Source organism: Brooklawnia propionicigenes (assembly GCF_030297015.1).
GTDB classification, from domain to species: domain Bacteria; phylum Actinomycetota; class Actinomycetes; order Propionibacteriales; family Propionibacteriaceae; genus Brooklawnia; species Brooklawnia propionicigenes.
In genome coordinates, this window is sequence record NZ_AP028056.1 from 952,777 (window position 1) to 978,103 (window position 25,327).

A 25,327-nucleotide genomic window follows, 5' to 3' on the forward strand; every position below is an offset into this window, starting at 1 on the left:
CTAGTCCTCACCGAGCCCGACCGCGTGCGGGGTCCGGCCCAGGACCAGCGTGCCGGCCTCACGCAGCACCCGAATACCACCCGGCAGATCGACGCCCAGCTGGCCATGCCAGTCGTCCACCAGCGCCTTCACCGCCTGTACGTGGGCATAGGACGGCTGATCCACGCCCCCATCGACCAGCCAGCGGCGCAGCACTCTGGACGCGATCGCCTCGGGCATCGTCCGTAGCGAGGCGGCCGCCAGGCCTTCACCTGCAGCGGGAACCAGCGAATCGGCGAGCCCATCCAGTGCGTCGGCGTCCTGCCTGGCCATGGTGGCTGTCCGGGCGAGCGCCTCGGTGATGCCCGGGCCGAGCTCTGTCTCCAGCATCGGCAGCACCCGTTGCCGCACCCGCACCCGGGTGAAGGTCGGATCATCGTTCTGCGGGTCGGACCAGACCTCGGCTCCCCATTCACCACAGGCCTGCGCGGTGGTGGTTCTGCGCAGACCCAGCAGCGGGCGGATGAACTGCGGCGAGCGGCCGAATTGCGCAGGCATCCCGGCCAGTGATCGAGTCCCCGACCCTCGCGCCAGGCCGAGCAGAACGGTCTCGGCCTGATCGTCCAGGGTATGTCCGAGCAGGACGACCGCCTCAGCACCGGCGACCTCGGCCAGCGCCGCGTAACGAGCGTCCCGGGCGGCCGCTTCCATGCCATCGGGCGAATCCGCCGCGACGTTGACGCGGCGGGTGGTCACGGCCAGACCGATCTCATTGAGACGGTTGGCCACCTCGGCCGCGACCTCGGATGAGGCCGGCTGCAGGCCGTGGTCGATAACCGCGGCGCTGGCCGTGGCGTGCTGGCAGCCGCGCCGCGCCAGATGCGCCACCGCGCACGCCAGAGCCATCGAATCGGCCCCTCCCGAACAGGCCACCACCACCGGGCGGCGCTCGCCGGCGAGAACCTGCCGGACCGCCTGGACGACCTGGAGCGCGGCCGGCCCCAGCGCGCGTCTAGCCATTGCCCGCGATGCGTTCGCACCACTGATCGGGGTGCAGCAGTTCTTGCATGGACGGCATGGCGCCGGCTTCGCTGAATGCCTCGTTGAGCAGCCCAACGCCTCCGATGGCCATCACCTGACGACAGAACTTGGCGCCTTCGGCATACTGGGCGAGTTTGGCGTCCATCCCCATGAGCTTGTTGAGCAGTGCCGGCAGGCCACTGGGTGAACGACGGCCCTGGAACTTGGCGCGGATAGTGCTCACCGAGCCGATCAGCTGTCGGCCGCTGCGGTCCATCATCACGTCGGCGTGTCCTTCGAGTAACGACATCGCCGCGTTGACTTCGGACATCGCCGCCACCGTGGCCGGTGAGGACAGCGCATTCAGCACCCGCATGCTTGCCGGGCGATTCTCGCGGCGGTCGGCGCGGATCTGCTCCAGCCGAGCCGGCAGATCGTGCCAGAAGGCTTCGTCCTCGGCCTCGGCGAGCGCCCGGGCGCGCTCGCTCAGATAACCGGGCAGCCAGGTGGCGTTGGCGAACTGGACGCGGTGAGTCTGCTCGTGCAGCACCACCCACATCCGGAAGTCGGCCGCCGGCACCTTCAGCTGCTGCTCCACCGCCATGATCGAGGGCGCCACCAGATACAGGGTGGGTTCTTCGCCGAACGGATCGTACTGGCCGAGGATGCGCGAGCCCAGCATGCCGAGCACTGTTCCGATGCTCACTCCCCGGGCGTAGCCGGCGGTCTTGGCCGCCGCACCGTCAGGTCTCGGATCGGTGGCCGCGGCCAGCATGCGCCGGGCCGTGAGCACGTTCGCGCGCACGATTCCGGCCCGGTCGACCACCAGCTCTCGAGCCTGTCCGGCTTGCGGAAGCTGGGTGGTGTCGACGATGACCTCGGCGCTGCGCCGGGCGTCGGCGCGCAGTTCGGCGACGAGCTGGTCGCGTTCGGCACGGCTGGCCCGTGGGCCCGGGGGGACCAGTCGGCGCCCGGTCCGTGCGGCGGCGTCCCAATCGATCCACGGCAGCGAAGTCATGGTGTCCAGGGTATTCACCCCGCGCAGTCACAACCGGCCAGCGCCGCAGCCACGTGGTCGAACCACGGGCGGATATCTTGATCGGTCGGCAGGCCGTTGCCGATGACCGCGAACGCGATGAGGGCGCCATCGCTGCTCGGGGTGTATCCGGCCAGCGACGAGACACCGTCCAGGGAGCCACTCTTGGCCCTGACCAGGCCCCGGGCGGCCGCACTCTGATCGTCGGCGAAGCGGGTACCGAGAGTGCCGGTGGCCGCTGCGACGGGCAGCCCGGCCAGCACAGCGCTCAACTCGGGCCGGGCCGCGCTCAGCTGAAGAGCCTTAACGAGCGCCGCCGGGGTGATGCGATTGTTGACCGACAGACCGGAGCCGTCGACAATCAGCTGACCGTCGTCCCACAAGCCCAAATCGGTGAGGCTCGCGGTCAGCGCAGCGGCGCCGCCTTCGAAACTGCCCGCCTGCCCCTTGGCGATTCCCAGCTGGCGCAGCAGCATCTCGGCGATGAAGTTGTCCGAATGGGTCAGCATCTCCTGCACCAGCAGGCCGAGCGGCGCAGAGGCCACCTTCGCCAGCTCGCTGCCGCCGGTCGCTGAGGCGGCGACCACATCACCGGTGACGTCGATGCCCGCCGCCCGCAACTGGTCGGCGAAGATCCCGGCGGTCACCTGGGAGCCGGATTCAGTGCCGGGTACCGCGGCTCCTTCGTCGATGACCAGCGCGCTGATCGGCGCCACGAACTGGCGATCACCCTCGGGCCAGTCGGCGTGCCAGACCGGTCCGCTGAACAACGAATCGTCATAGCCGAGGCTGACCCGGCTGATGCCCTGGGCCTGCAGCGCGGCGGCGGTACGGGCTGCCAGGTCGGCAGTGGTGGGCAACGCGATCGCCGACGAACCGCTGTAGCTGGTCGGTGTGGAGGCCAGCAGCGGGTCTCCTCCGCCGACCAGCACGATCGCGTCCGCCGAAGTGGCGACCACCGACGTCGTGAAGCTGTGATCGGCTCCGAGCGCGTCGGTGATCGCCGTCGCGGTCATCACCTTCAAGGTGGACGCGGGTGTCAGTGGTGTGTGCGCCGAGAACTCATAGCTCAGTCCGGCACCATCCAGGTCGGCGATCGCACCGCCGTAGCTACCGGCCAGAGTGGGCTGGGTAGCGGCGATCACGTCAGCGATCCGATCGGCACTGACACCGTGATAGTTGGGTTCGCTCGCCGCGCCGATCACGCCATTGCCCGAGGGGTCGGAGTGGATATCGGCGATGATCTGCGGATCGACCGTCGGCGAGCCGCCGTCGGTCGTCCAGCCCTGGGCGCGCGCCAATGGGCCTACCGCGAAACCAACCGCCGCCGCCAGCACCACGACGGTGAGCATCCAGCTCAACCAGCCCGCCCACAGTGGGAGCCGAACTCGCCGAATCTGTCCGGGCCTCTTAGCCACCTGAATCCTCCCGAACCGTTAGCCTGGGAGTTGACATTCCCAGTTTCTGGCGTGTGACGTTTCCAGTTTAAGGATGGTTTCGGTGATCGACGACTTCCGGGATACCAATGACGTGGAGCCTCGTGTCGGCATCACGTTCGATATGACTGTTGAGATCCCCCGCGGCACGAAGAACAAGTACGAGATGGATCACACCACAGGGCGCATCCGTTTGGACCGCACGCTGTTCACATCCACTCAGTACCCTTACGACTACGGCTTCATCGAAGGCACCCTCGGTGAGGACGGCGACCCCCTGGACGCCATGGTGATCGTGGCCGAGCAGACTTTCCCGGGCTGTCTCATCGAATGCCGCGCCGTTGCGATGTTCCAGATGCAGGACGAGATGGGCGGCGACGCGAAGGTGCTGTGCATCCCCACAGCCGACACCCGGCGCAACTATCTCGATGATCTGGACACGATTCCGCACTACATGCTGCTGGAAATCGAGCACTTCTTCACCGTCTACAAAGACCTGGAGCCCGGCAAGAGCGTCGAGGGCGCGAGCTGGGTGGGACGAGAGGCCGCTGAGGACGAGGTCCGCCGTTCCATCGAGCGTGCCAAGGGCACGTCGTACGAACACAAGAAGGTCGATCTGCACTGACCGAGACCGGTTGTCGATAGGACGCGCATGGTGGCGTGTCCTATCGACCATGGTGGTGTGTCCTATCGACAAGGTGGCGTAGGTCCTGCTCCGAATGCCGGCAGGTTCAGGTGCGGTATGCGCCGGCGGCCCACACCGATGGCATTCACCGTGACCCGGCTGCCCGTCCGATCGCTGATTTCGCGTTCGATCCTGCCGTGCAGGGTCCCACCCGCGGCGGCGCAGCGTGCGCAGGCACCCTTCATCTCGACGTCCACGGTGTTCTCGCTTGCCCGGACGAGCACGATCTCGCCCCCGTGAGAGGCGATGAATGCCTTCAGCGTCCGGTTGATGACATCAGTGGCCACCAGTTCCAGTACCTCATCGGCGTCCGGTTCGATCTGCCATTCGGCCGGCCGGCCAGCCGCGACGAATACGGCCTGCCGTATCTCAACTCCGCAGACATCCCAAGCGGGCTGAGCCAGCCAGGTCCACAGCGCTCGGCGCTCGGCGACTGCCCGCACGATCGGGCCACCGGCTGCCACCAGCTCGCCCAGACGCCCGGGTGCGCCGACCAATCGTCCGCACGCGGGCAGGCCGTCGGGCAGCACCCAGCGCATCGCTGTCGCATCGTAGGGCACGGCCTCAGCGTGCATCGCGGTCAGAGCCATGATCTGCTGCCGTGTCTCAGCCGGTCAGCAGACCGACGAGGGTCTTGGTCACGAACGCCGCTATCCAGGCCAGGGCGGTCATATAGCCGAATGCCAGGGCCGGCCACTTCCAGGAGCCGGACTCCTTGCGCAGCACCGCGATGGTCGAGGTGCACTGCAGCGCGAACGCGAAGTACACCAGCAAGGCGGCGATCACCGGCGGGGTGAACAGCTTCTGTCCCTCATGCGGACCGGACAGCCAGGTCATTTCCGCCAGGTTGGCCTGTGGGTTCTCGGGATCTTCCGCGGAGGAGATCTGGCCCAGGGTGGCCACGAACACCTCGCGGGCACCCATCGCGCCCAGCAACCCGACCGTGATGCGCCAGTCGAAACCCAGCGGTTCGACCACCGGCTGAACTGCCCTGCCGAGGGTTGCGGCGGCCGAGTGATCGATCTGGTAGGTCGCCACCGCGACCTGATCGCTGGTGTCCACCCCGGCCGCGTTCAGCTGTTCGGCACTGATCACCGGCAGCGACAACAGCGCCCACAGCGCCAGCGAGAGGATCAGGATGATGCCGCCCACGCGCCTCACGAAGCCGAGGCAGGCGTCCCAGATGGCGCGCAGAATCTCCGAAATGTGGGGGACGCGGTAGCTGGGCATCTCCATGTAGAACGGCAACGCCGCTCCCTTGGCGCCGAAGATGCGCTTGAACACCCAGGCCGCGCCCATCGTGGCTGCGACACCGAGCAGGTACATCGCGAACATCACCAAGCCCTGCAACCTCAGGAATCCGATGTGGGCCTCGGCGGGGACCAGCATCGCGATCAGCAGGGTGTAGACGGGCAGACGCGCCGAGCAGGTCATCAGCGGGGCTGTCATCATGGTCGCGATCCGGTCGCGGGATGACGGCAGCGTCCGGGTGGACATGATGCCGGGCACCGCGCAGGCCAGCGCTGACAGCATCGCGACGAAAGCGCGACCCTCCAGGCCGACGTAGCCCATCACCCGGTCCATCAAGAACGCGACGCGCGCCAGATAGCCGCTCGACTCGAGCAGCGCGATCATGGCGAACAACAATCCGATCTGCGGCAGGAAGACCAGCACCGATCCGGCACCGCTGATCACACCGTCGGCCAGCATGGAGGCCAGCCAGCCGACGCTGATGTGGCTCTTCACCACAGCCGCCAGCCAGGCCACCCCGCTGCCGATGATGTCCTGAATCGGGGCTGCCACCACGAAGATCACCTGAAAGAAGACGATCATCGTGGCGACGAAGATTGCGGTGCCCAGCACCGGATGCAGCAGCACCGCATCCAGGCGCCGGGTCCGGTCGTCCACGGCCGCACTGCGATAATCCGCGGCCTGGAGCACCGACACGATCCACGCACGCAACTGGGGGCCGTCATCGGCCGGTGCGGGAATGACCGGCCTGGTCCAGTGCGCCACGTCGGCCAACGCATGCTTGAGATCGTTCAGCTGGACGCGATTGCCGCCGGTCACCACCATCACCGGGACACCGATCGCGGCCGACAGCTTCACCGGATCGAGCGATCCCTGCCGCCGGATCAGTTCGTCGCTGAAAGTCAGTACCGCCAAGACCGGCAAGCCGAGCTGTTCGGCCTGGGCCAGCAGGCCCAACGATCGTTCCAGACTCGTGGCGTCCATCACCACCAGCAGGGCATCGGGACGTTCCGGACCGGTGGAGTCGAGGCTGGCGGTGACTACCTCCTCGTCCGGGCTGATGGCCTCCAGCGAGTAGCAACCGGGCAGATCTTCGACGACGAGGCTCTGCCCCATCACCTTGACCGATCCCACGGTCTTGCTGACGGTGACACCCGGATAGTTCGCAACCTTGACGTTGAGCCCACTCAGTGCGTTGAACAGCGTGGACTTCCCGGCGTTCGGGTTGCCGAGTAGCGCGATGCGTCGACTGTGGACTGTGCTGGTCGCCGCCACCGGCCCCTCGTGGCAGGACATCAGAGGGGTCTCACCAGGACCCGGTTGGCCTCGCTGGCACGCAGCAGCATCTGGGAAGTGCCGATGCGCAGCATCAGCGGGTCACGCAGCGGCGCGCGGCGCAGCAACTCGACCTCGACCCCCTGAGCGAAACCGAGATCGAACAGGCGACGGCTGACCGCCATGTCTGTGTGGTCGGTGAACCCGGCGATGACACCGCACTGGCCACACCTCAGCTGCCCCATGGGCAAACAGCCAGAATCTGCGCAGACACCGAGTCTGCGGTCGGTCAATCGTGTCGCGATTGGTCTCACGTGATTCAGGCTAGCATCGCCTAATTCGCCGCCTTTCGCCAGGTGCCAGTTACTGCCCGGCAACGGTGTTTCCAGCGATCGGCGACATAGCGAGCTGTCTGTGAGGCGTGGGACGATGGGGGGATGCCGGACTTCCGAATGCTGCTCAGCCCATCGGCGAATCACGTCTACCGCGATGCCACCCCGAGGCTCGCGGCGGCAGAACTCGAGATCACGGCGGGATTCGCCGACCAGATCGCCATCACGTCGCTGGGACGAGCCGATGCGCTGCGGTTCAGCGCCGACGATCTCGATGAGTTGGCGCTGGCTGCGCAATCGTCACTTCTGGTGGGCTTCGAGGAGTCCGACGGCTGGCTGCGTCCCCTGGACCTGCCGAATCTGCAGGTGATGGACGACGACCTGGTCACCATTCCCAAATACCCGGGCAAGACCAATGAGGCATTCACCCGGCTGCTCCTGCATCTGACGCTCAGCCAGGTCTCCCGTCCCGGACCGCTGGAGGTGCTGGACCCGCTGGCCGGGCGCGGCACCACGCTGCTGGCAGCCTGGCAGGCCGGCCACCACGGCTTCGGGGTCGAGGCCGACGAGAAGGCGTTCGATGCACTGGCCAGCTACCTGAAGACGTACCTGCGCACCAAGCGAATCAAGCATTCGGCTCAGGTGAGCCGCGTGCGCCGTGAAGGACGGTCGCTGGGCCGGCGCCTGGACGCCGAGGCTCGTCTCGACGAGGCGACCCACGATCATCCGGCCCAGCCCGGCGCACCGCGGCTGAAGATGACGGTCTTCACCGGTGACACCCGTGATTCGGCCACCCTGTTCGGACGCAAACGATTCGACGCCATCGTCACCGACGCACCGTACGGAGTGGTGCACGGCGCCGAACAGCGCAGCTCCGGGCAGCGCGGCTCCGACCGGCACGGCTCCGAGCGGCACGGTGATCCGCACCCGGGCGGCCGGGACCGTTCGCCGTCCGGGCTGCTGGCCGAGGCGATCCCCATCTGGCGTAGCCAACTGAAACCCGGCGGCGCGCTGGGGATCTCCTGGAATACCTACACGCTGTCGCGTGACGAACTGCTCGAGATGCTGACCGATGCCGGGCTGCACCCGTTCGATGACGGTCCGTGGCTGGAGTTCGAACACCGGGTGGACTCGTCCATCAACCGCGACCTGGTGGTCGCGATCACGGACTGAATGCACTCGTTGCAGGAAACGATCGGAGCTGTGGGCGCGGCAGTTAGAGTTTCAGCCATGAGTCACACGCTCTTCCTCATGCGCCACGCGAAAGCCGAATCGCACAGCCGGGTCAGCGACATCAATCGCGAACTGGCCCCGCGTGGTCGCCAGCAGGCCAGGGACGCCGGCCTGGAACTCGCCGACCGCGGCATCCAACTGGTGCTGTGCTCGTCGTCGGTGCGCACCCGGCAGACCTACGAAGGGCTCTTCCTACGCGGCCCCGACGGTGAACCTGTGCCGGTGCAGTACATGGAAGCTCTGTATCTCGGCTCGGCCGAGTTGATCCGCCAGCGCATCAGCGAGATCACCGACGACATCTCGTCGCTGCTGGTGATCGGACATTCGCCGGGCATACCGAATCTCGCCTCCGACCTCGCCTGGGCATCGGCACCGCAGGAGGCGGACCGGATCGGTTGCTGGTTCCCGACGGCGGCGTACACCGAGTTCACCATCGACGTCGGCTGGTCGGCACTGGCAGATTCGGACGAGGGCGCCCATCTGGCGCACGTGCAGCGCCCCAAGCACGCCGTCTGATCGCCGAAAGCAGCGCCTGCCTCATCGCCTGGCAAGCACTGGCTGCTACTGGCCGGCGACGATCCAGACGTTCAGGCCCTCGACTCCGTCCAGGCCGGTGCAGCTGATGCCCTTGTCGGCCACGCATTCGAGCCGGTAGGTGCGGTTGGACGACGAGCTGAACGCTTCGATCGTCACCGAGCCGGTCATGGCGGTGTCGATCTGCTGACCGACCTCGTTGGCCAGCACGCAGGAGGTCTGCGATCCCGCCCAGACGCCCGGGTTGCACTCCTTCGCGCCGGCCTGCATGGACGGCGTGGCCTTCGATGGCGTCGGGGACTTGGTCGGGGTCGGCCTCGACGACGTCGTGGGCGCCGAGGTGGCCTCGGCTTCCTGCCTGTCGGCGCTCGGTTCAGACTGCGCGGTCGCCTGCGGAGCCGCTTCGACGGTCGCGCTGGCCGGCGGCTGCGGCGTACCCGTGCGGATCACGACGAGCGAATCGAGGGTCAGCAGACGACCGACCAGGACGATCAGCACGAGCACGGTCACACCGAGCACCGCAGCTGCCGAGAGCACCTTGGCGGTGGGCACAGCATTCGCCCCCACCAGCTGGCCGACCTGTTCGCGGCGACTGGCATCCGGCCCGACCTGCCGGGGCTCGGGCGCCTCGGCGATGCCGTAGTCGTCCCACAAAGCGAACGTGCGCGGATCCTTCTCGGACGTGACCGGGATCAGCCGCTCATCGCTTCGCGGTTTCGGGGGCTGGCGTGGGCTCGCCTTGGTCGTGCCATCATCAGCAGGCCGCGCACCCGACGCAGGAGTGGGCGGCACAGCGGCGGCCGGGGCGGGCGTAGGAGTGGCCTGCGGCGGGACCGGGGGCTCGGCGTCGACCGGCTCGGCTTCGACCGGCTCCGCGTCGGCCGGCTCGACATCAAGCGACTCGGCGGCGATGGTCTCCGGTTCGGCAGCTGCCGGAGGCTGGCCGCCGGCCGCCGCACCAGCTTGGGCAGCCGCAGCTGGAGGAACAGCCGCCGGCATGCCGGGAGCAGGCTGAGCCCCGGCGGAGATCCTGCGCGGATCGGTCAACCTCACCGAACCGGGTGCCGTGAGATCAGCCCCGCAGACGCTGCAGACCCGGTCGCGCGGACCCACAGACATCAGGCACTGCGAGCAGAACATCTGTCTCCAACCACTTCGTCCGACTACCACCAATAGCGTCCCGATGACCATACTGATAAGCAGCACGTTAACTGCGATCGTAGGATCGCAAGCGCACGACATACCTGGAGGTCATCATGAGCCGTCATGCAGCGGCCCGGGGTACCTCCCAGGCTACCGTCAGTGACTCACAGAAACCGGAATCCAGCCGCTTGTCGTGGTGGTGGAAAGCCCCGCTGAGCGCGCTGCTGGTCGGAATCCTGGCCATCATGGTCAGTACCATCGCCTTCGGCGCGACCCGGCCCAATACCGGCAATCCCCCCGCGCCCGAGGCCTCGGCGTCCAGCACCCCGCCCAGCGTGCTGCACAGTCCGCTGGTGGCTCCCCCCGAACTTGCGCCCGCCCCCGACCTCCCCGAACTGGATGCCCAGATCGCGGCGATCGAAGAGAAGTACAACGTGACGATCGGCATCACGATCACCCCGGTCGCCGGCGTCTATCAGCGCCAGCAGGCCACCTGGTACGGCGGCACGCTGCGCAGCGGCGACGCGCTGGCGACCATCGACGTCGCGATGGCCTTGGCGATTCTCGACCAGGAGCGCCAGCCGCAGCAACGTGACTACATGTTCAACAAGGCGCTTGCCGACGACTCCGCAGCCGGCGACGAGGCGCTCTGGGCTTTCCTCGGCACTCCCGAGCAGGCCGCGAGCGCGACCACCCAAGTGCTGCGTGACTACGCCGATCATCGGACGACCGTGCCTTCGTCGGGTGTCGGCGGCGACAGCAGCTCGCCCTATCTGGCAACCCAATGGGCGCTGGACCAGCAGTCGCAATTGATGGCTGCGCTGCGCTGCGACTACAGCAGGGTCAATCCGGTGCTCAGCAAACTCAATGACCCCGCCGACAACCCTTGGGGACTGCAGACGCTGCCGATGAGCTACTCCAAGGGCGCTTGGGGCGTGACGTCGAACGGGGGGATGCTGGTCCGTCAGTTCGGCTTGATACGGCTTGCGGATGGCAATACCGTCGGTATCGCGATGGCGGCATCACAGGCATCGGATGATCCCGCCGTGGGGCGGGCTGCCATCACAGACCTGAGCAATCAGGTGCGCAGGCTGGCGACCGGATTCGACGACGCGAGGTGTAGCTAACCGGATCCGCAACCGCTTTGTGACTTATGAAACAACACCGTAACCCAGCCGTTGTTTCAATAACTCAGCTGTAACACGGTCACAACGCTGCGGCAATCCTGGCCCCGCACGATTGAGGCCATGACAATCCTTGAGATCAGTGCTGGCGACACTGCCTGGGTCCTGATCAGTGCGACCCTCGTACTGCTGATGACCCCGGCCCTCGCCTTCTTCTACGGCGGCATGGTGCGCAGCAAGAGCGTACTGAACATGATGATGATGTCGATTATCACCTGCGGCATCGTGGGCGTTGCCTGGGTTCTCTACGGCTTCTCCTTCGCTTTCGGTGACTCCATTGGCGGATTCCTCGGCAACCCGGCGGACTTCTTCGGCATGAGCAATGTGACGGGTCTGGAAGTCGGTACGGTTCCGGGATTCGTCTTCGTCGGCTTCCAGTCGGCCTTCGCCATCATCGCGGTGGCGCTGGTGTCAGGTGCCGTCGCCGATCGCATGAAGTTCGCTGCCTGGTGTGCCTTCGCGTTGCTGTGGGCCTCCCTGGTCTACTTCCCGGCCGCACATTGGGTCTTCGCCTTCGATGGTGCCGTGTCCGAGAAGGGCGGCTTCATCGCCAACACCATTCACGCACTCGACTTCGCCGGTGGCACGGCCATCCATATCAATGCCGGCGCAGGTGCTCTGGCACTGGCTCTGGTGCTCGGCAAGCGGATCGGCTTCGGCAAGGTCCCGATGCGTCCTCACAACCTGACCCTCGTGATGCTCGGCGCCGCCCTGCTGTGGATCGGCTGGTTCGGATTCAATGCCGGATCGGCCCTCGGCGCCAACGAGCTCGCCGGCCTGACCTGGGTCAACACCATGGTCTGCCCCGCCGCCACGATGCTTGCCTGGCTCGTGACTGAGCGCATCCGCGACGGCCACGCCACCTCCCTGGGTGCCGCTTCGGGTATCGTCGCCGGTCTGGTGGCCATCACCCCGGCTTGCGCCGTGGTCACCCCGCTGGGCGCGATCGTGATCGGCATCCTGGCCGGCGTCGGCTGCTCGATGGCTCTGTCGCTGAAGTACCGCTGGGGCTATGACGACTCGCTCGACGTCGTGGGCGTCCACCTGGTCGGCGGCCTCATCGGCACCCTGGCGATCGGCTTCCTGGCCTCGCCCGACCTCACCGGCAGCATCGACAGCGCGGGCCTGTTCTACGGCGGAGGGCTGGCACAGCTCGGACGCCAGGCAGCCGGCGCGGGCATCGTGCTGGGCTACTCCCTCGTGGTGACCTGGCTGATCGCCCAGGCGATCGACAAGACCATCGGCCTGCGGGTCACTCCGGCTCAGGAGACCAGCGGCATCGATCTGGCCGAGCACGCCGAGGTTGGCTACGACCTGTCGAAGGTTCAGTACTCCACCTACAACAAGACCCTGCTGATCGCTGATCCCAACGCGACCCGCGACAACGATGCTACGAAGGTGTCCGCATGAAACTCATCACCGCAATTCTGAGAGAAGACGCTGTTGACGACGTGCAGATCGCACTCGCTCAACAGGGCATCAGCGGGATGACCGTGATGGAGGCCAGCGGCTACGCCCGTCAGCGCGGCCACACAGAGGTCTACCGCGGCGAGGAATTCACCATCGACTTCATCACGAAGATCCGGATGGACATCCTGGCCAAGGACGAGGACGTTGCTCTGATCGTCAAGACCATCTGCGATGCGGCCCGCAGCGGCTCCATCGGAGACGGCAAGATCTGGGTCCAGGTGATCGAGGACGTCGTCCGGATCAGGACCGGAGAGCACGGCGAATCAGCGATCTGAGTCCAGGCAACTGATCCCGGTGGGGGTGGCGAGTTCTACTCGCTGCCCCCACTTTCTGTGTGCCTCGGCTCGTGAATGCCTCAGCTTGTATGCCTCAGCTTGTGGTGCCCAGCCTCTGGACGCCTCAGCCGATCTCGCGCGCGATGGCTTTGGCCTCCTCGCGCCCCGAACGGATCGCGCCTTCCATGTAGCCGTTGAACTTGCCGGCGTATTCGGCACCCGCGAAATGCACCGGGCCATAGGGTTCGGCAAGCTGCTGGCCGTTCATGCTCCAGATGCCCGGTGCGAAATGCGGCGTGTGGCAGCCGCGGGTGAAGGGATCGGCCAGCCAGTCGTAGTCGACGTAGGTGTGCTGCTGGCGGGCGATCGGCCCGAAGACCGCGGCCAGCGAATCGACGAACGCCCGCTCGCGGGCTGCGCTGCCGAGTGCCGACATGCTGACCGCCTCGGCCCCACCGAACAGTCCCGTCAGAACCCCTGGCCCATCGGGCTCGGTGACATCGAAGGTCGTCCGGATCGTCCCCTCGTCGGCACTCATCTGGCCGCTCAGCCCGGACTCCCGCCACCATGGCCGCTCATAGATGACGAAGGCTTTGATCGCGGCGCCCGGTGTGGTGCGCTTCACCGCCTCGTAGCGCCACTCGGGAAGCTGCGGCGAATAGTCGAGTTGCAGCGCAAGCCACGGTGGCAGGGTCACCAGCGCGGTCCGCGCCTCGATCTGCTCACCACCGGCGGTGTGCACGACGACCCCGTCGTCCGAATGCGAAATGCCGGTCACCACGGTGTCCAACTGAATCCGCTCGCTGACCTGATCGGCCAGGTGATCGATCAGTTGATGCATGCCACCAACCACCCGGCGCAGCTTCAAGCCCCCGCCGACGGCGAAAAGAGCCTCCAGATCGATGCCGGTGTTGCTCGCCTGCAGAGCATCACCGAGCTCGACACCCGAACTCACCGCACCCAGCACACTGCTGAGCGCGGACGCGAAGTCGTGCTGAGCGGCCGGGGTACGCACATTCGTCTTGATCCAGCGCGACAGTGGCTGTGCCAGCCAGGTCTGGTTGGCTGCCGTCCACGTCGGGTCCGAGACCGTTCGTTCCGCGAGTCTGCGGAACCGCACCACGCCTTGCCCCAGATCGGCGGTCTCGAACGGTGAAAGCGTGCGACTATGTCCGGACGACTGCTGGCTGCGCATCACCGAGCCTTGGGAGCGGATCAGTAGCGAGCCCTCCCGCGGGCCAACCAGTTCGAGGCCGGCCTGCCTGACCAGTTCGTGCATTTGCTCGTTGCCGGGGCTGATCCACTGGCCGCCGCTTTCGATCAGCTGACCATCGATCTGCGTCGCCAGGACGCGTCCGCCCACCCGGTCCCGGGCCTCTGCCACGAGGACCTGCTTGCCACGCGCGACAAGGTCGTTCGCTGCGGCCAGCCCAGCGAAACCGGCTCCGATCACTACGCAATCCAACACAGCCACCAATCTACCGATCGGCCAAGTGCGGCCCGACGGTGGGTACCCGGCGCGATCCCGCCCTCGGACGGCGCCGAGGACCTCGTGGACGCGCACTCATGCCTGCAGCCTGCGGTGCAATGCGTCGCCGAGCTGCCGGGGCCGGAACACCGAGGTTGCGGCCAGCAGTAACGCGCTGAGTCCGACGCAGGCCCATGACGGCGTCGTGACCGTAACCCACCCCAACAGCACGAACAGCCCCGGGACGAGGCCGAACAGCATCACCAGTGCGGCCTTGGCGATGTGCTCGGAGGGCTCCATCCGCACGACGCGGACCACGATCACCAGAGCCAGATTCGCGAAGGTGCAGATGCTCGGGATCGCCCAGGTCGTGGCCCACATCGACCAGCCGGTGACCAGATCCCAGGCGACCGCCGCCAGTGACAGCAGCACCACCAGCCAGAGCACGAGGCTGCCGACGTTGTGGCGCCGGTAGGCGGCGACCAGCACCACCAGCCACAACGCGGCGACCGAGAGCCAGACCGTGCGGATCGGCGCCATCAGATCCGGCACCAGTGCCTGCGCGGCGAACGACGCGATCACCGCCAGCACTGACAGCGGTACGAGGACCGCCCAGAGCTGCCGGCGGTCGAAACGCAGCGGCGCGGCCGGGTATGCCTCCTCAGTCGCCGGCAGCACCCCTGCGCCAAGGTCGAGCGGAACCCAGCACAGCGGGCAGACCCGCCATCGGCCCTCGATGTCGGCGCCGCATGACCGGCAGTGGCTCATCGTTGCCTCCTCCGCGCGCACGTCTCCAACCGGGAGGGATCGCCTTCCGCCTCGGCGAGTTCCTGGGCCGTCACCCGCGAGGCATTCACCCGCACGGCGACGCCCCGATCGGTGAGGTGGCGAACGAAGGCCGCGTGGTAGTCGGTCTCGACAAAGGGACTGGTGAACGAGACGGTCAGCACGTCGCCGTGACTGATCGCGGACAGCTGTGGACGGGCTGCCGACACATGGAGGAACATCCGGCGGACATGGGGGTCGGCCGGTGCCGGCAGGGCGACCCGGCCGAGGTTCGAGATCGCCACCGTGATGCCCCTGTTGTTCAGGTGGTTAACCGCGCCCAGCACCGCGTCCTTCAACGGTCGCGGGATGAACCGCAGCAGCGGATGGCGCTCGAAGCGGACCAGACGCCGGATCTTGCGCTGGAGACCGTCTTGGGTGAGCTGGCTCTGGAACTGCTCGTCCAGGCTCCGGCAGACCGCGCCGAGGGAGTCGGCGCCGGAATCCACGCCGTACTGGTGCATCAGGCGGATGGTGGCGAAGAAGTTGCGCCCCGACGCCGATGGGAAGAACTGGCGCAAGTTCACCGGGACCGACACCGCCATGGTACGAGCCTCTCGACGCAGGACCCTGGTCGCGCGCAGGGATTCGAAGAACAGCGCGATCAGGTAGATGGTCAGCGAGACACCCTCGGCCCGTGCCAGGTCCAGCATGGGCCGGACCGGCACCGATACCTCGACCACCCGCGTCCGCCGGTCAGGGGTGAGCCTCCCGCGGACCCGTACCACCCGCCGGGACCGCGTGTGAGGATGCGAGGCCTTCTCGTGGCTGGCCACCGGCCCGCCCGCGTTGTCCGCGACCAGCGAGGAGGTCGACCCGACCGGTGTGGTCGCCTCCTCGATGAAGGCGCCTGCGCCCCGCCGGGAGCCGAACCATTGCGAGAACGCGTCGACGGTGAACTCCTGTTTCACGCCGGATCGGCCGGTCGGCGCGGCGGCCGCGAACTCCTCGGGATGGCGCAGCCCGAGGTACTCGGTGAGCAGGTCCTGGAAGAACCAGAGCGCCCCGGTGCCGTCGGTGAGCGCATGGAAGACCTCCAGGGAGATCCTGTGTCCGCGGTGCAGCACTCGGAACAGCAGGTCACGACTGTCGAAACGGTAGAGGTGGGTCACCGATGGGGCGACGTCCTCGGCGACCACCGGATGCCGATCGGACTCCTGCAGGTAGTACCAGAAGATACCTTGGCGCAGCACCGCCCGGAACAGTGGGTACTGCGCATAGACCCGGTCGAGGGCCTCCTGCAGGACCGCCGGATCGACCATTTCGTCCAGCTCGGCGGCCAACCGGAAGACCTTCGTGTCGATATCACTGCGCGTGGCGAGGAAGATGTTCGCGGCGTTGTCGAGCCGCACCCAGGTCGACGGAGGCGTACGCGGCCACCAGGCGGACGAATGGCGCAGCCCTGGGGAGGTACGGGGCGGATCGGGAGTCACGGCGTGTCCAGGGTGCGGCTGTCGGTCATGTCACCGTCGAGGAACTCGTTGATGAGTTCGTAAGCCTTCGTCAGTACCCGCGAGAATCTCGGCAGCACGATGAAGCCGTGCAAGGCACCATCGATCCGTTCGATTCGTGCCGGGCTGCCCGCCGCGCGAAGTGCCCGGCCGTAGGCCTCGCCCTCGTCGCGGAGCAGGTCCAGTTCGGCGGTGATCACCAGCGTGCGCGGCTGCCCGGACAGGTCGTCGGCGGCCAGCGGTGAGACCGAAGGAATCTTCCGGAGGGCGGCATCCGGCTGGTACATGACCAGGTAGTCACGGACCTCCTGGGCTGTGAGGCGCAGCCCGGTGCCGTACTCCCCCACCGACGGATACGGCGAGGTGGCAGGGTCGTGGTCCCACTGAGTGACCGGGTAGAGCAGGATCTGCGCGCCCGGTAGGGTTGCGTCTCGCTGGCGCAGCAGGAGCGAGACCACGGCGGCGAGGTTGGCGCCGGCGGAGTCACCCACCAAGGTGATGTCCTCGGGCCGGCGGGCCCCGATCCGCCGCGGGTGCGCCAGCAGACTCTCGGTCACGCAAAGACAGTCGTCCAGCCCGGCCGGGAACGGGTGCTCGGGGGCAAGTCGATAGTCGACCGCGCAGACGACCTGTCCGGTCAGGTCGGCCATGGTACGGCAGGTCGACATGTACGTGTCGATATCACCGGTGACCCAACCGCCGCCATGGAAGAACACCAGGGCTCCCGGACGGACAGTCGATTTCGGCAGGAATACCCGGACCGGGATCTCATGGCCGTCCTTGCCGAGCACTGCCTGGTCAAGGATGCGGTAGGGACCACGAAAGATGATCCTGGCTAGGGCCCGCTGAACGCGACGCACCTTCTCGTAGTCCGCCCGGATGTTGATTCGCGGTGCAGCGAACAGGCTCAGGATTGCCCTGGCCAATCGGCTCACAGGCGGCTGCCCGCTCGTGTCCCGGCTGGTCATAGGGCAAGCGTAGACGCTGCCCCACAGGTGTGCCGACGTCTCGACGGGGCGCCCAAGCACCGCGGGGGGCAGCCGTTCGTCACGGACTGATCCGCGCACCAGTCCCGCCGTTCTTGGTCATCGCGTCTGTCGGGATAACGCGGGTGCCCGCCCGAACTTCTTCGCCCGCGGCCTTGGACCGGCATGCCAGCGTGCCTCATCTTCTTCACTTGCGGTATTGGATCGATCCAAGCCGGCCAATTTGAGAGTTTTCGGCCCAACTGAAGAAGATTAGGCACGGCTGCTTGGCAGGAGACCTAGAGGCAGCCCCTCGGCCTGGCCCAGCCGCTTCCGGCACGATCCGGATCTGTCCCGTTCGCCCCGAAAGCGTGTTTCCTTGCACTGTGGGCGCAACAAGCAGACGTCGAGGGAGACCATGATGGAGTACACACGACTTGGGACCTCCGGGTTGAGGATCAGCCGAATCGCTTTGGGCTGCATGAGCTTCAGTGCCGTCGGCCGTCAAGGGGCCTGGGCATTGGATGCGGAGGCCGCCGAGCCGATCTTTCGACAGGCCGTCGAACTGGGCATCACCTTCTGGGACACTGCCAACATCTACGGGGCTGGTTCCAGCGAGGAGATCACCGGAGCCGCCATCACGAAGTTCACCAAGCGTGAGGACGTGGTGATCGCCACCAAGCTGTTCGGCCCCATGGGCTCCGGCCCGGGCGGCCGCGGTCTGTCACGACGGGCGGTCCTCGAACAGGTCGACGCCTCGCTGAAGCGGCTCGGCACCGACTACATCGACTTGTACCAGATCCACCGCTTCGATCCGAACACCCCGGTCGAAGAGACAATGGAGGCACTCCACAACGTGGTGAAGGCCGGCAAGGCGCGTTACATCGGCGCCTCCTCCATGTGGGCCTGGCAGTTCTCCAAGATGCAGTACACCGCCGAACTGCACAACTGGACCAAGTTCGTCTCTATGCAGGATCAGTACAACCTCGTTGCACGCGAGGAGGAACGCGAGATGTACCCCCTGCTCGCAGACCAGGGCGTCGGCGCGATCCCGTGGTCTCCTCTGGCCGCGGGTCTGGTGACCCGACCTTGGGGCGAGAGCTCCACCACCCGCAGCAGGTCCAACCCCCGCGCCGACCCCTCGGGTAGGCCGCTGTGGCTGGAGACCGACAAGGGCACCGTCGATGCCGTGCAGGCCATAGCGGAAGCTCGAGATGTCTCGATGGCACAGATTGCCCTGGCCTGGGTGCTGCACAATCCGGTTGTCTCCGCACCCATTGTCGGGGCAACCAAGCCGCATCATCTCGCTGACGCTGCCGCCGCCCTCGCGGTGCACCTCACCGGCGAGGAAGTCGCTGCGCTCGAGGAGCACTACACACCCCGCTTGCCGACCTACTACGGCACCAAGTCCGGCTTCTGAGCTCGGGAGTTGCGGCGTGACCTCCACAGGCAGGGGACTCAGTCCGGCGCGATGTTGTGACGACGGATCCTGACAGAAGGATCGTCGAGTGCGGCGTCACCATGCTCTCGACGACATCAATGAGCCTCGGAACGCAGCATTCCGAAGCTCGCGAGGGTTCTTGAGGTTTGCGCGAGAACGAGACTCCGAGCCAAGAACCGAGAAACGATAGATGACTAGGTGAAATACTGGAGCCACCTGCGAGAATCGAACTCGCGACCTACGCTTTACGAGAGCGTCGCTCTACCGACTGAGCTAAGGTGGCGCACCGGCCCCTGGCCGGACCGACCACGCAAACTATACCGATACCGCGCGTCCGGACGAAACCGTGCCCGAACAGCCGACTCAGCCATCGGTGCAGCGTGTGCCTTCCGCCGGCACTGTGCCGTTGACCAGGTAGTCCACCACGATCCAGTCCAGGCAGGCGCTGCCCGAATCGTAGGCGCCGTGACCTGCGGCTTCACGCGTGACCAGGGTCGCCGACTGCAACTCGGACGCCATCAGTTCGGCGTTTTCGTAGGGGGTTGCCGAGTCGCCGGTGTTCTGGACGATGAGGATCGGCGGGGCATCTTTGCCGGTGAAATCTATCGACTCCGCGGGCTCGGCCGTCCACAAGGGACAGGTCAGGTCGGGGCCGAACAGCTTCCCGAAGATCGGTGCAAGTTCGCTGTTTCGTCCGGTCCAGTCGTCGAATGCGGCCTGGACGCCGTCATCGCCCTCGTCCGCGCAGCTGATGGCCGGGAACGAGTAAGCCAGCGAGCCATAGGTCCCATCGGAATTGCGGTCGTTCATCGAATCTGCGACCTGCTGCAAGTACGCCCCGTCACCGCTGGTCATGGTGTACTGCAGGAGTGAACTGAGTTCCTGATAGACGTCCGAGCCGAAGTAGAAGTACAGCAGCAGCCCGGAAACCGCCTGCGACTCGGTCAGCATCCGGCTTCCGTCGCCGGGCAGCGGAGCAGCGTCCAGACCGTTGATGAACGCCACGATCGTGTCCACGACCTCCTGCTCGCTGCTCCCCAGTCCGCAGTCGTTCGAGGCGCACCAGGACGCGAAGGCTCGCAGGCTCCGATCGAATCCCTCGGCCTGGATGACATCGCTGTCGGGTTGCAGGTTCACCGCAGAATCGAGCACCATCTTGTCGATCCTCGTCGGGTACAACTCGGCGTAGACGGCGCCGAGGAAGGTGCCGTAACTGGTGCCGAAGAAGCTCAGCTTCTCGGCTCCGATCAGCTGGCGGGCGAGGTCGTAGTCGTAGATGGCCTCGATGGTCGAAATATGGTCGAGCAGCGCACCGGAAGCCTGACGGCATTCCTCGTTGAAGGCCTGCTGCGCGGCGATCAGTGCGTCGCGCTCCGACTGGTCGTCCGGCGTGAAGTCGGTATTGAGGTAGGCGTCGGTCTGAGCACCCGTGCCGCAGACCACCGGCGTCGATTCCCCCGATCCGCGGGAATCCAGGCCGATGATGTCGAAGCCTTCCAACCCGGAGGTCGGGAAGCCGACGACATAGTCCTGGGCTGATCCCCCGGGACCACCGGGGTTGACGAACAGCGGCCCCATATAGGGCCCGGTACTGGCCGGGCGCATCTTCATCGCGATGGTGATCGCCTGGGCGCCGGGATCCTGCCAGTCGAGCGGCGTCAGGAAGGTCGCACAACGGTAGCCGCCGTCGCAGTCGGTCCAGCGCAACCGCTGGCTGGTGTATGAGGCGAGATCGTCACCGGGGGCATCGGCGAAGCCGGGCGGTTTCACATCGGTGACCGCGCCGGCGACCATCCGATCAGGCGAGGGCTCGGCCGGAAAAGTCTGCTCGGGTGTCGGCAGCTGAATCGCGGATGCCGGCGGGCTGTCGGGCTGCGAGAAGCAACCGCTCAGACCGACAGCGCAGGCCAGCGCGACGACTGCTACCCGAGGCCAACGCATACCCAAATACTAGGGTGGCTCAGTTGGCCTGCTTGGCCTTCTGACGGCGGTGACGCAGATGGGCATCGATGCTGAAGCCGCCGCCGCCCATCAGCAACGGCACGAGGCTGAGCACCCCCAGCAACACGTCGCGGTCGCCGTAGAAGCCGAAATGCCCCTCCAGGAACGGGCTGAACGGCCCGAAGCGGAAGAAGGCCATGAAGCCGACCGCACCCGCCAACAGGACTGCGGCGAAAATCCGGGTGCCGAGCCCGACGACCAGGAACACTGCCACAACGATCAGCAGGATGCTGACGCCCCAGGCTGCCGAGCCGGCCAGCGTCGCGTCCAAGCCGACGTAGCTGAGCGCGTCGATGGTGGCCTGCCGGTCGACCAGTGACTGCCAGCCGATGATCGCGGCAAAGGCGGCAAGAGCCAGCCGCACCAAGAACAAGGTCAGCGCACCGGCGAACTGATCGGTGCTGGGCTTGGTGACCGTGATGATCTCGGGCTCGGGCGCTTGGACGGCATGCACCGTACCGAGTTTCTCGTCGCGAGACGCGCGCTGCTGAGCGCGGGCAGCGGCGGCCGCATCGTCGATCTCCTCGCGTTCGAGGCGCACCGCCAGGGCGGCTGCCTCGGCTTTCGCTTTGGCTTCTTCGCGCGCGACTGCCAGATCGGCCTTCGACTTCTCGGCCGCGGCCTTGGCGGCGGCGGCGCGGGTGGCGGCCTCCTGAGCGGCGGCTTGCGCTGCTTCGGCCTCCCGCGCGGCGGCGCGAGCCTCGTAGTCGGCCTGTTCGGCCTGCAGCAGCCGCGGATCGCGGGGAACAGCCGGACTGGCGCCGGCCAACGACGAGGCGCGCACGATCCGGGACGGGTTCGTGGCCGACGACTCGTTGCCGATGGCGCGTGCGGCCTGCTCGGTCACATCCTCGATGGCGGTACTCACAAGCTGTCCTCGCTGTCGTGTCTGAGCCCAATAAGTCAGTTCCCATCTTGGGCCCGCGCGCCAAGAAGCAGCGGCTGACACGCCGAAAGCACCCGCTCCAATTGGAGCGGTAAGTATTGCTCAGCCGGGATCGGCCAGGTTGAGCATCAACGCTTCCATCGCCAGCAGCGGCGCGACGGAGTGCTCGAGCGCGTCACGAGCGGCCAGGATGGCGTCCACCCTGCGCAGGGTCTGCTCGGCGGTCGCAGAGCGCGCGGCCTGCGCGATCTCGGCATGCATCTCGGTGTTGATCAATCCGAGGCCTTCGGCCGATAGTTGGGACGATGCGGGATCGACTGCCTGTAGTTGCACGGTCAGCACATCGCGGTACCAGGTGGTCAGCTCGGTCAGCACCCGGTCGAGCGCATCTCGCTGCAGACGCTTGGCGCGCGCCTTCTGCTGATCCTCGAGTTCCTTCAATGCGGCGGTGGCCTGCTTGGGACGCGCACCCTTCGTTCCGTAGCCCAGTGCCTCTTTCAACTCGGCGAGTTCGCGGGCATCGATCTCGCCGGTGCTGCGGTCGGCCTGCGCCGTCGCCAACTCGACGATAGTGGCGGCGGCCCGCAGGCAAGCTCCGACGCTGTTCAGTGAGCCGGGTATCGCCATGATCTGCTGACGGGCGGTCCGGGCGTCCTCGCTGCGGGCCAATGCACGGGCACGCCCGATGTGGCCCTGAGCTGCCCGCGCCGCATACGCGGCCAGTTCGGGATCGATGCCATCGCGTTCGACCAGCAGCTGCGCGACCTCGGTGTCCAATGGTGTGCGCAGATTGACCTGCCGGGTCCTCGATCGCACCGTCACGATGACGTCCTCGGCGGTCGGCGCGCACAGCAGCCAGACGGTACGCGGCGGCGGCTCCTCCAGGGCCTTCAGCAGCGCATCGGCACCCTGATCAGTGATCCGATCAGCGTCCTCCACCACGATCACCTGGAAGCGTCCCACCGTGGGAGACATCGCGGCCTTCATGGCGAGCTCGCGCACCTCGGCCACCGAGATCGACAACTGTTCGGTGCGTACCAGCGTGACATCGGGATGGGCGCCGGATTCGGCGCTGCGGCAGACCGTGCACCGCCCGCAGCCGCCCTGATCGCACAGCAGCGCGGCGGCGAACGCCCGGGCCGCATTGCTTCGTCCGGACCCGGGTGGCCCGGTGATCAGCCAGGCGTGCGTCATGGCGTGGGGCGAACCGTCGCCGCCGGGTTGGCGGGCCGCCTTGGCCGCCGCGCTCAAGGTGGCGACCGCGCGCTGCTGACCGACCAGCTCGGCCCAGACACCTCCGGCCGGTTCAGCCATGGCGTTGACTGGGTTCGTGCAGTTCCGGGATGGCGAGTTCGCGGCCCAGCAGCGTGCCGACCGCAGTCCGGATCTTGGCTGCGGTGGTGCGCACGCTCACCAAAGCCGGCAGCACCAGATAACGGTCGGGATCGTCCGCGGCCTGCACGAGGAAGGCGTCCCGCACCCGGGCATGGAAATCGGCGCCGGCCAGTTCCAGCCGGTCGAGATTGCGGGCCCTGGCGACCGCCCTGGCCGGTTCGATGTCGAGTATCACCGTCAGATCGGGCCGCAATCCCCCGGTGGCCCAGCCGGCGATCGCCTTGAGGTCATCGACATTGAGGCGTCGGCCTGCCCCCTGGTAGGCCAGCATTGAGCCGACGTAGCGGTCGCTGACCACGGTCTGCCCGGCGGCCAGGGCGGGAAGCACCACCCGGGACACATGTTGTGCCTTGTCAGCTGCATACAGCAGGGCTTCGCAGCGGTCGTCCAGATCGGATTCGGGGTCAAGCAGCAGATCACGCAGGGTGTTTCCGACCGGTGTGCCGCCCGGCTCGTGGGTGATGACGTGGTCGACGCCGGACAGCTCCAGGGCTGCCGCCAGTGCCCGCACCTGAGTGGACTTGCCGACCCGGTCGCCGCCTTCGATGACGACGAAGAGACCGCGATCACTCATCGGTCACCTGTGCGGGGGTCGGTTCCGCGGTGGGCAGCGCCGGCGGTTCGTCCTGGTCCGGCGAGGTGGTCTCGGGCCATTCCGCCAGCAGCTTGGCACGCGTCTTCGGCCAGGCTTCGAGGAACTCGCGGCGCGGGGTGCGCACCTGGTCCAGCCACCGCTGGTAGTCGCGTCCGGCCTGGTAGGCCTCGGCCGGGCTCATCGCTGAAACGGTGGCCTCGTCGGCGGCCAGGTCGCGATTCGCGGTCGTGCCGAGAGCGGCCAGCAGCTTGCTGACCCGACGGACGCGGCCCTTCACCTTGCCGAGCACCGGTTCGCCGGCCTCCAGGGTGCGCACCAGGTCTTGGGCGCGCTCCAGCGCGGCAGACCATTCTTGGTCGCCGCTGTCGTCGCTCAGGGCGTCGACCGACGCGAGCATGCCGGTGAGCTGCTGGCGGACACACGATCGCAACAGTGCTCGGGCGCTGCCGGGCTCGGTCGTCTCCGCAGGCCAGCCGTCGTCCTCGACCGGACGCAGCCTGGGTGCCCGCGCGGCCGAGGCCAGCAGGTCGAGGGCATCGAAGTAGGCCTCGCCGAGTTCGGCCGGGTTGGTGCGCGCCGGACGCGCGACGACCTTGTCGATCTGCCAGATGAACTCACTGGCCCAGGCAGGGTCGATCAGGCAGTCCAGCCCACGCACGGTGTCAGCGGCCCTGGTCAGTTCGTCGGCCAGCAGCCCGGTATCGGGCTGATCCTGTTTGCGGACCCGCAGGTCTGCGCGCAACACCGCATGCAACCGGTCGGTGAACAGCCAGGCCAGGTAATCCTCGGCGCTGATCTTGGAGGGCTGGGGCGGACTCGGCGGGGAGCTGACCGGATGGGTGATCGCGGTCAGCCGTTCGATCGGTTCGATGAATTCGGCCACCTTGGCGCCGCCGGCCTCGCCGAGCCGTTCGATCACCACGCTGCGCTGCAGCGCGGTGATCTTGTCGCCGGGCTTGAAGGTGACATCGCGTTGCCGGGCCACCGCCAGCCCGCCACGCCGGACGGTCACCCGGTCGTCACGAACCTCGCCGAGTTCGACGCCTTCGGCGTCCAACAGCACATAGCAGGCCCGCTCCACCACGACGCTGGCCACCGGCCCGAGCGCGGCTCGCCTGCGAAAACCCGACAGCAGGACGCCCAAGTCCTCGGGCAGATCATCGCCGGCATCCAGCGGCTCGATATATTGCTCCGGCAACCAGGGCTGCCAGTCGGTTGCCCTGAGCAGCCACTCACCGCGTTGGTCGACGACCCGGTGGGCCAGCAGCACCCCGGCGAGACTGAGCCGCTCGTCGGTGGTATCGAACAAAGTGATGGTGCTGACCGGCCGGTCGGGCCGGCACCGCAGCAGCACCCGATCGATCCCGGACGCCTGATCGGTCAGGATCGGCGCATCCACCTGGTACGGCATCTCGAAGAGATAGCTGCGGTGACGCTTGGCCATGTC

At 66.9% G+C, this 25,327-nt stretch carries 23 protein-coding genes and 1 tRNA gene; 7 read left to right on the forward strand and 17 right to left on the reverse strand.

Translation table 11 applies throughout. The features are described 5' to 3' along the window. Genes tilS through dacB form a run of 3 tightly spaced genes read right to left on the reverse strand, consistent with a single transcriptional unit; the run spans position 1 to position 3,387 of the window. Positions 1-999, reverse strand: a complete 999-nt coding sequence (tilS, locus tag QUE25_RS04330; protein WP_286267922.1) for a tRNA lysidine(34) synthetase TilS — start codon at positions 997-999, stop codon at positions 1-3. Next, the gene (locus QUE25_RS04335; protein ID WP_286267924.1) at positions 992-2,017 is read right to left on the reverse strand and encodes a zinc-dependent metalloprotease; all 1,026 of its coding nucleotides are present in this window, start codon (positions 2,015-2,017) and stop codon (positions 992-994) included. The genes tilS and QUE25_RS04335 overlap by 8 nt, the downstream gene beginning before the upstream one ends. A 14-nt stretch (positions 2,018-2,031) precedes the next feature. Continuing rightward, the gene (dacB, locus tag QUE25_RS04340) at positions 2,032-3,387 is read right to left on the reverse strand and encodes a D-alanyl-D-alanine carboxypeptidase/D-alanyl-D-alanine endopeptidase (protein ID WP_286267926.1); all 1,356 of its coding nucleotides are present in this window, start codon (positions 3,385-3,387) and stop codon (positions 2,032-2,034) included. A 148-nt stretch (positions 3,388-3,535) separates the two neighbouring features. Here dacB and QUE25_RS04345 point away from each other — a divergent pair, with 148 nt between their 5' ends. Beyond that, positions 3,536-4,096 (forward strand): inorganic diphosphatase, encoded by a 561-nt coding sequence (locus QUE25_RS04345; RefSeq protein WP_425332734.1) that lies wholly within the window; start codon positions 3,536-3,538, stop codon positions 4,094-4,096. 62 nt (positions 4,097-4,158) lie between these two features. Here QUE25_RS04345 and QUE25_RS04350 read toward each other — a convergent pair whose 3' ends face one another. Genes QUE25_RS04350 through QUE25_RS04360 form a run of 3 tightly spaced genes read right to left on the reverse strand, consistent with a single transcriptional unit; the run spans position 4,159 to position 6,996 of the window. Next, entirely contained in the window at positions 4,159-4,746 is a 588-nt protein-coding gene (locus tag QUE25_RS04350; RefSeq protein ID WP_286267928.1) for a NifU family protein, read from the reverse strand. 16 nt (positions 4,747-4,762) lie between these two features. Beyond that, a complete protein-coding gene (gene feoB / locus QUE25_RS04355) occupies positions 4,763-6,703 on the reverse strand; it encodes a ferrous iron transporter B (protein ID WP_286267930.1) in 1,941 nt (646 codons plus the stop codon). Beyond that, entirely contained in the window at positions 6,703-6,996 is a 294-nt protein-coding gene (locus tag QUE25_RS04360; protein WP_286267932.1) for a FeoA family protein, read from the reverse strand. The genes feoB and QUE25_RS04360 overlap by 1 nt, the downstream gene beginning before the upstream one ends. Before the next feature lie 123 nt (positions 6,997-7,119). On the opposite strand from QUE25_RS04360, the gene QUE25_RS04365 reads away from it, so the two are divergent. Both QUE25_RS04365 and QUE25_RS04370 read left to right on the forward strand, forming a co-directional pair. After that, on the forward strand, positions 7,120-8,187 hold the full coding sequence (locus QUE25_RS04365) for a TRM11 family SAM-dependent methyltransferase (RefSeq protein ID WP_286267934.1): 1,068 nt from the start codon (positions 7,120-7,122) through the stop codon (positions 8,185-8,187). Positions 8,188-8,244: 57 nt separating this feature from the next. After that, positions 8,245-8,763: a SixA phosphatase family protein gene (locus QUE25_RS04370; RefSeq protein WP_286267936.1), complete on the forward strand. Its 519-nt coding sequence runs from the start codon at positions 8,245-8,247 to the stop codon at positions 8,761-8,763. 45 nt (positions 8,764-8,808) lie between these two features. Here QUE25_RS04370 and QUE25_RS04375 read toward each other — a convergent pair whose 3' ends face one another. Continuing rightward, positions 8,809-9,900 carry a hypothetical protein gene (locus QUE25_RS04375; protein WP_286267937.1) on the reverse strand — a complete coding sequence of 364 codons (1,092 nt, stop codon included), beginning with the start codon at positions 9,898-9,900 and terminating at the stop codon, positions 8,809-8,811. Positions 9,901-10,037: 137 nt separating this feature from the next. On the opposite strand from QUE25_RS04375, the gene QUE25_RS04380 reads away from it, so the two are divergent. The 3 genes from QUE25_RS04380 to QUE25_RS04390 all read left to right on the forward strand — a co-directional run bounded on the left by QUE25_RS04380 (position 10,038) and on the right by QUE25_RS04390 (position 12,853). Beyond that, positions 10,038-11,051: a hypothetical protein gene (locus QUE25_RS04380; protein WP_286267938.1), complete on the forward strand. Its 1,014-nt coding sequence runs from the start codon at positions 10,038-10,040 to the stop codon at positions 11,049-11,051. A 120-nt stretch (positions 11,052-11,171) separates the two neighbouring features. Further along, positions 11,172-12,518: an ammonium transporter gene (locus QUE25_RS04385; RefSeq protein WP_286267939.1), complete on the forward strand. Its 1,347-nt coding sequence runs from the start codon at positions 11,172-11,174 to the stop codon at positions 12,516-12,518. Further along, positions 12,515-12,853, forward strand: coding sequence for a P-II family nitrogen regulator (locus tag QUE25_RS04390; RefSeq protein WP_286267940.1), 339 nt, complete (start codon positions 12,515-12,517; stop codon positions 12,851-12,853). Before QUE25_RS04385 ends, QUE25_RS04390 begins: the two co-directional genes overlap by 4 nt. Positions 12,854-12,977: 124 nt before the next feature. Here the strand turns inward: QUE25_RS04390 and QUE25_RS04395 are convergent, their stop codons facing one another. From QUE25_RS04395 to QUE25_RS04410, 4 genes are all read right to left on the reverse strand, one after another. After that, the gene (locus tag QUE25_RS04395) at positions 12,978-14,321 is read right to left on the reverse strand and encodes a flavin monoamine oxidase family protein (protein WP_286267941.1); all 1,344 of its coding nucleotides are present in this window, start codon (positions 14,319-14,321) and stop codon (positions 12,978-12,980) included. 96 nt (positions 14,322-14,417) lie between these two features. Then, positions 14,418-15,089, reverse strand: coding sequence for a DUF6320 domain-containing protein (locus QUE25_RS04400; RefSeq protein WP_286267942.1), 672 nt, complete (start codon positions 15,087-15,089; stop codon positions 14,418-14,420). Further along, positions 15,086-16,579, reverse strand: coding sequence for an alcohol acetyltransferase (locus tag QUE25_RS04405; protein ID WP_286267943.1), 1,494 nt, complete (start codon positions 16,577-16,579; stop codon positions 15,086-15,088). Before QUE25_RS04405 ends, QUE25_RS04400 begins: the two co-directional genes overlap by 4 nt. After that, on the reverse strand, positions 16,576-17,565 hold the full coding sequence (locus QUE25_RS04410; RefSeq protein WP_286267944.1) for an alpha/beta hydrolase: 990 nt from the start codon (positions 17,563-17,565) through the stop codon (positions 16,576-16,578). Before QUE25_RS04410 ends, QUE25_RS04405 begins: the two co-directional genes overlap by 4 nt. Positions 17,566-17,983: 418 nt before the next feature. On the opposite strand from QUE25_RS04410, the gene QUE25_RS04415 reads away from it, so the two are divergent. Beyond that, on the forward strand, positions 17,984-18,982 hold the full coding sequence (locus tag QUE25_RS04415; protein ID WP_286267945.1) for an aldo/keto reductase: 999 nt from the start codon (positions 17,984-17,986) through the stop codon (positions 18,980-18,982). A gap of 228 nt (positions 18,983-19,210) precedes the next feature. Here QUE25_RS04415 and QUE25_RS04420 read toward each other — a convergent pair. The 6 genes from QUE25_RS04420 to QUE25_RS04445 form a co-directional block, all read right to left on the reverse strand. Further along, positions 19,211-19,286, reverse strand: a tRNA-Thr gene (locus QUE25_RS04420). An 80-nt stretch (positions 19,287-19,366) separates the two neighbouring features. Continuing rightward, positions 19,367-20,944, reverse strand: a complete 1,578-nt coding sequence (locus QUE25_RS04425) for an alpha/beta hydrolase (RefSeq protein WP_286267946.1) — start codon at positions 20,942-20,944, stop codon at positions 19,367-19,369. A 19-nt stretch (positions 20,945-20,963) separates the two neighbouring features. Further along, on the reverse strand, positions 20,964-21,872 hold the full coding sequence (locus QUE25_RS04430) for a DoxX family protein (RefSeq protein ID WP_286267947.1): 909 nt from the start codon (positions 21,870-21,872) through the stop codon (positions 20,964-20,966). A gap of 120 nt (positions 21,873-21,992) precedes the next feature. Then, positions 21,993-23,204, reverse strand: coding sequence for a DNA polymerase III subunit delta' (locus QUE25_RS04435; RefSeq protein WP_286267948.1), 1,212 nt, complete (start codon positions 23,202-23,204; stop codon positions 21,993-21,995). Then, positions 23,197-23,859, reverse strand: a complete 663-nt coding sequence (gene tmk, locus QUE25_RS04440; RefSeq protein WP_286267949.1) for a dTMP kinase — start codon at positions 23,857-23,859, stop codon at positions 23,197-23,199. Before tmk ends, QUE25_RS04435 begins: the two co-directional genes overlap by 8 nt. Then, positions 23,852-25,324: a hypothetical protein gene (locus QUE25_RS04445; protein WP_286267950.1), complete on the reverse strand. Its 1,473-nt coding sequence runs from the start codon at positions 25,322-25,324 to the stop codon at positions 23,852-23,854. Before QUE25_RS04445 ends, tmk begins: the two co-directional genes overlap by 8 nt. Between the last annotated feature and the right edge of the window lie 3 nt (positions 25,325-25,327).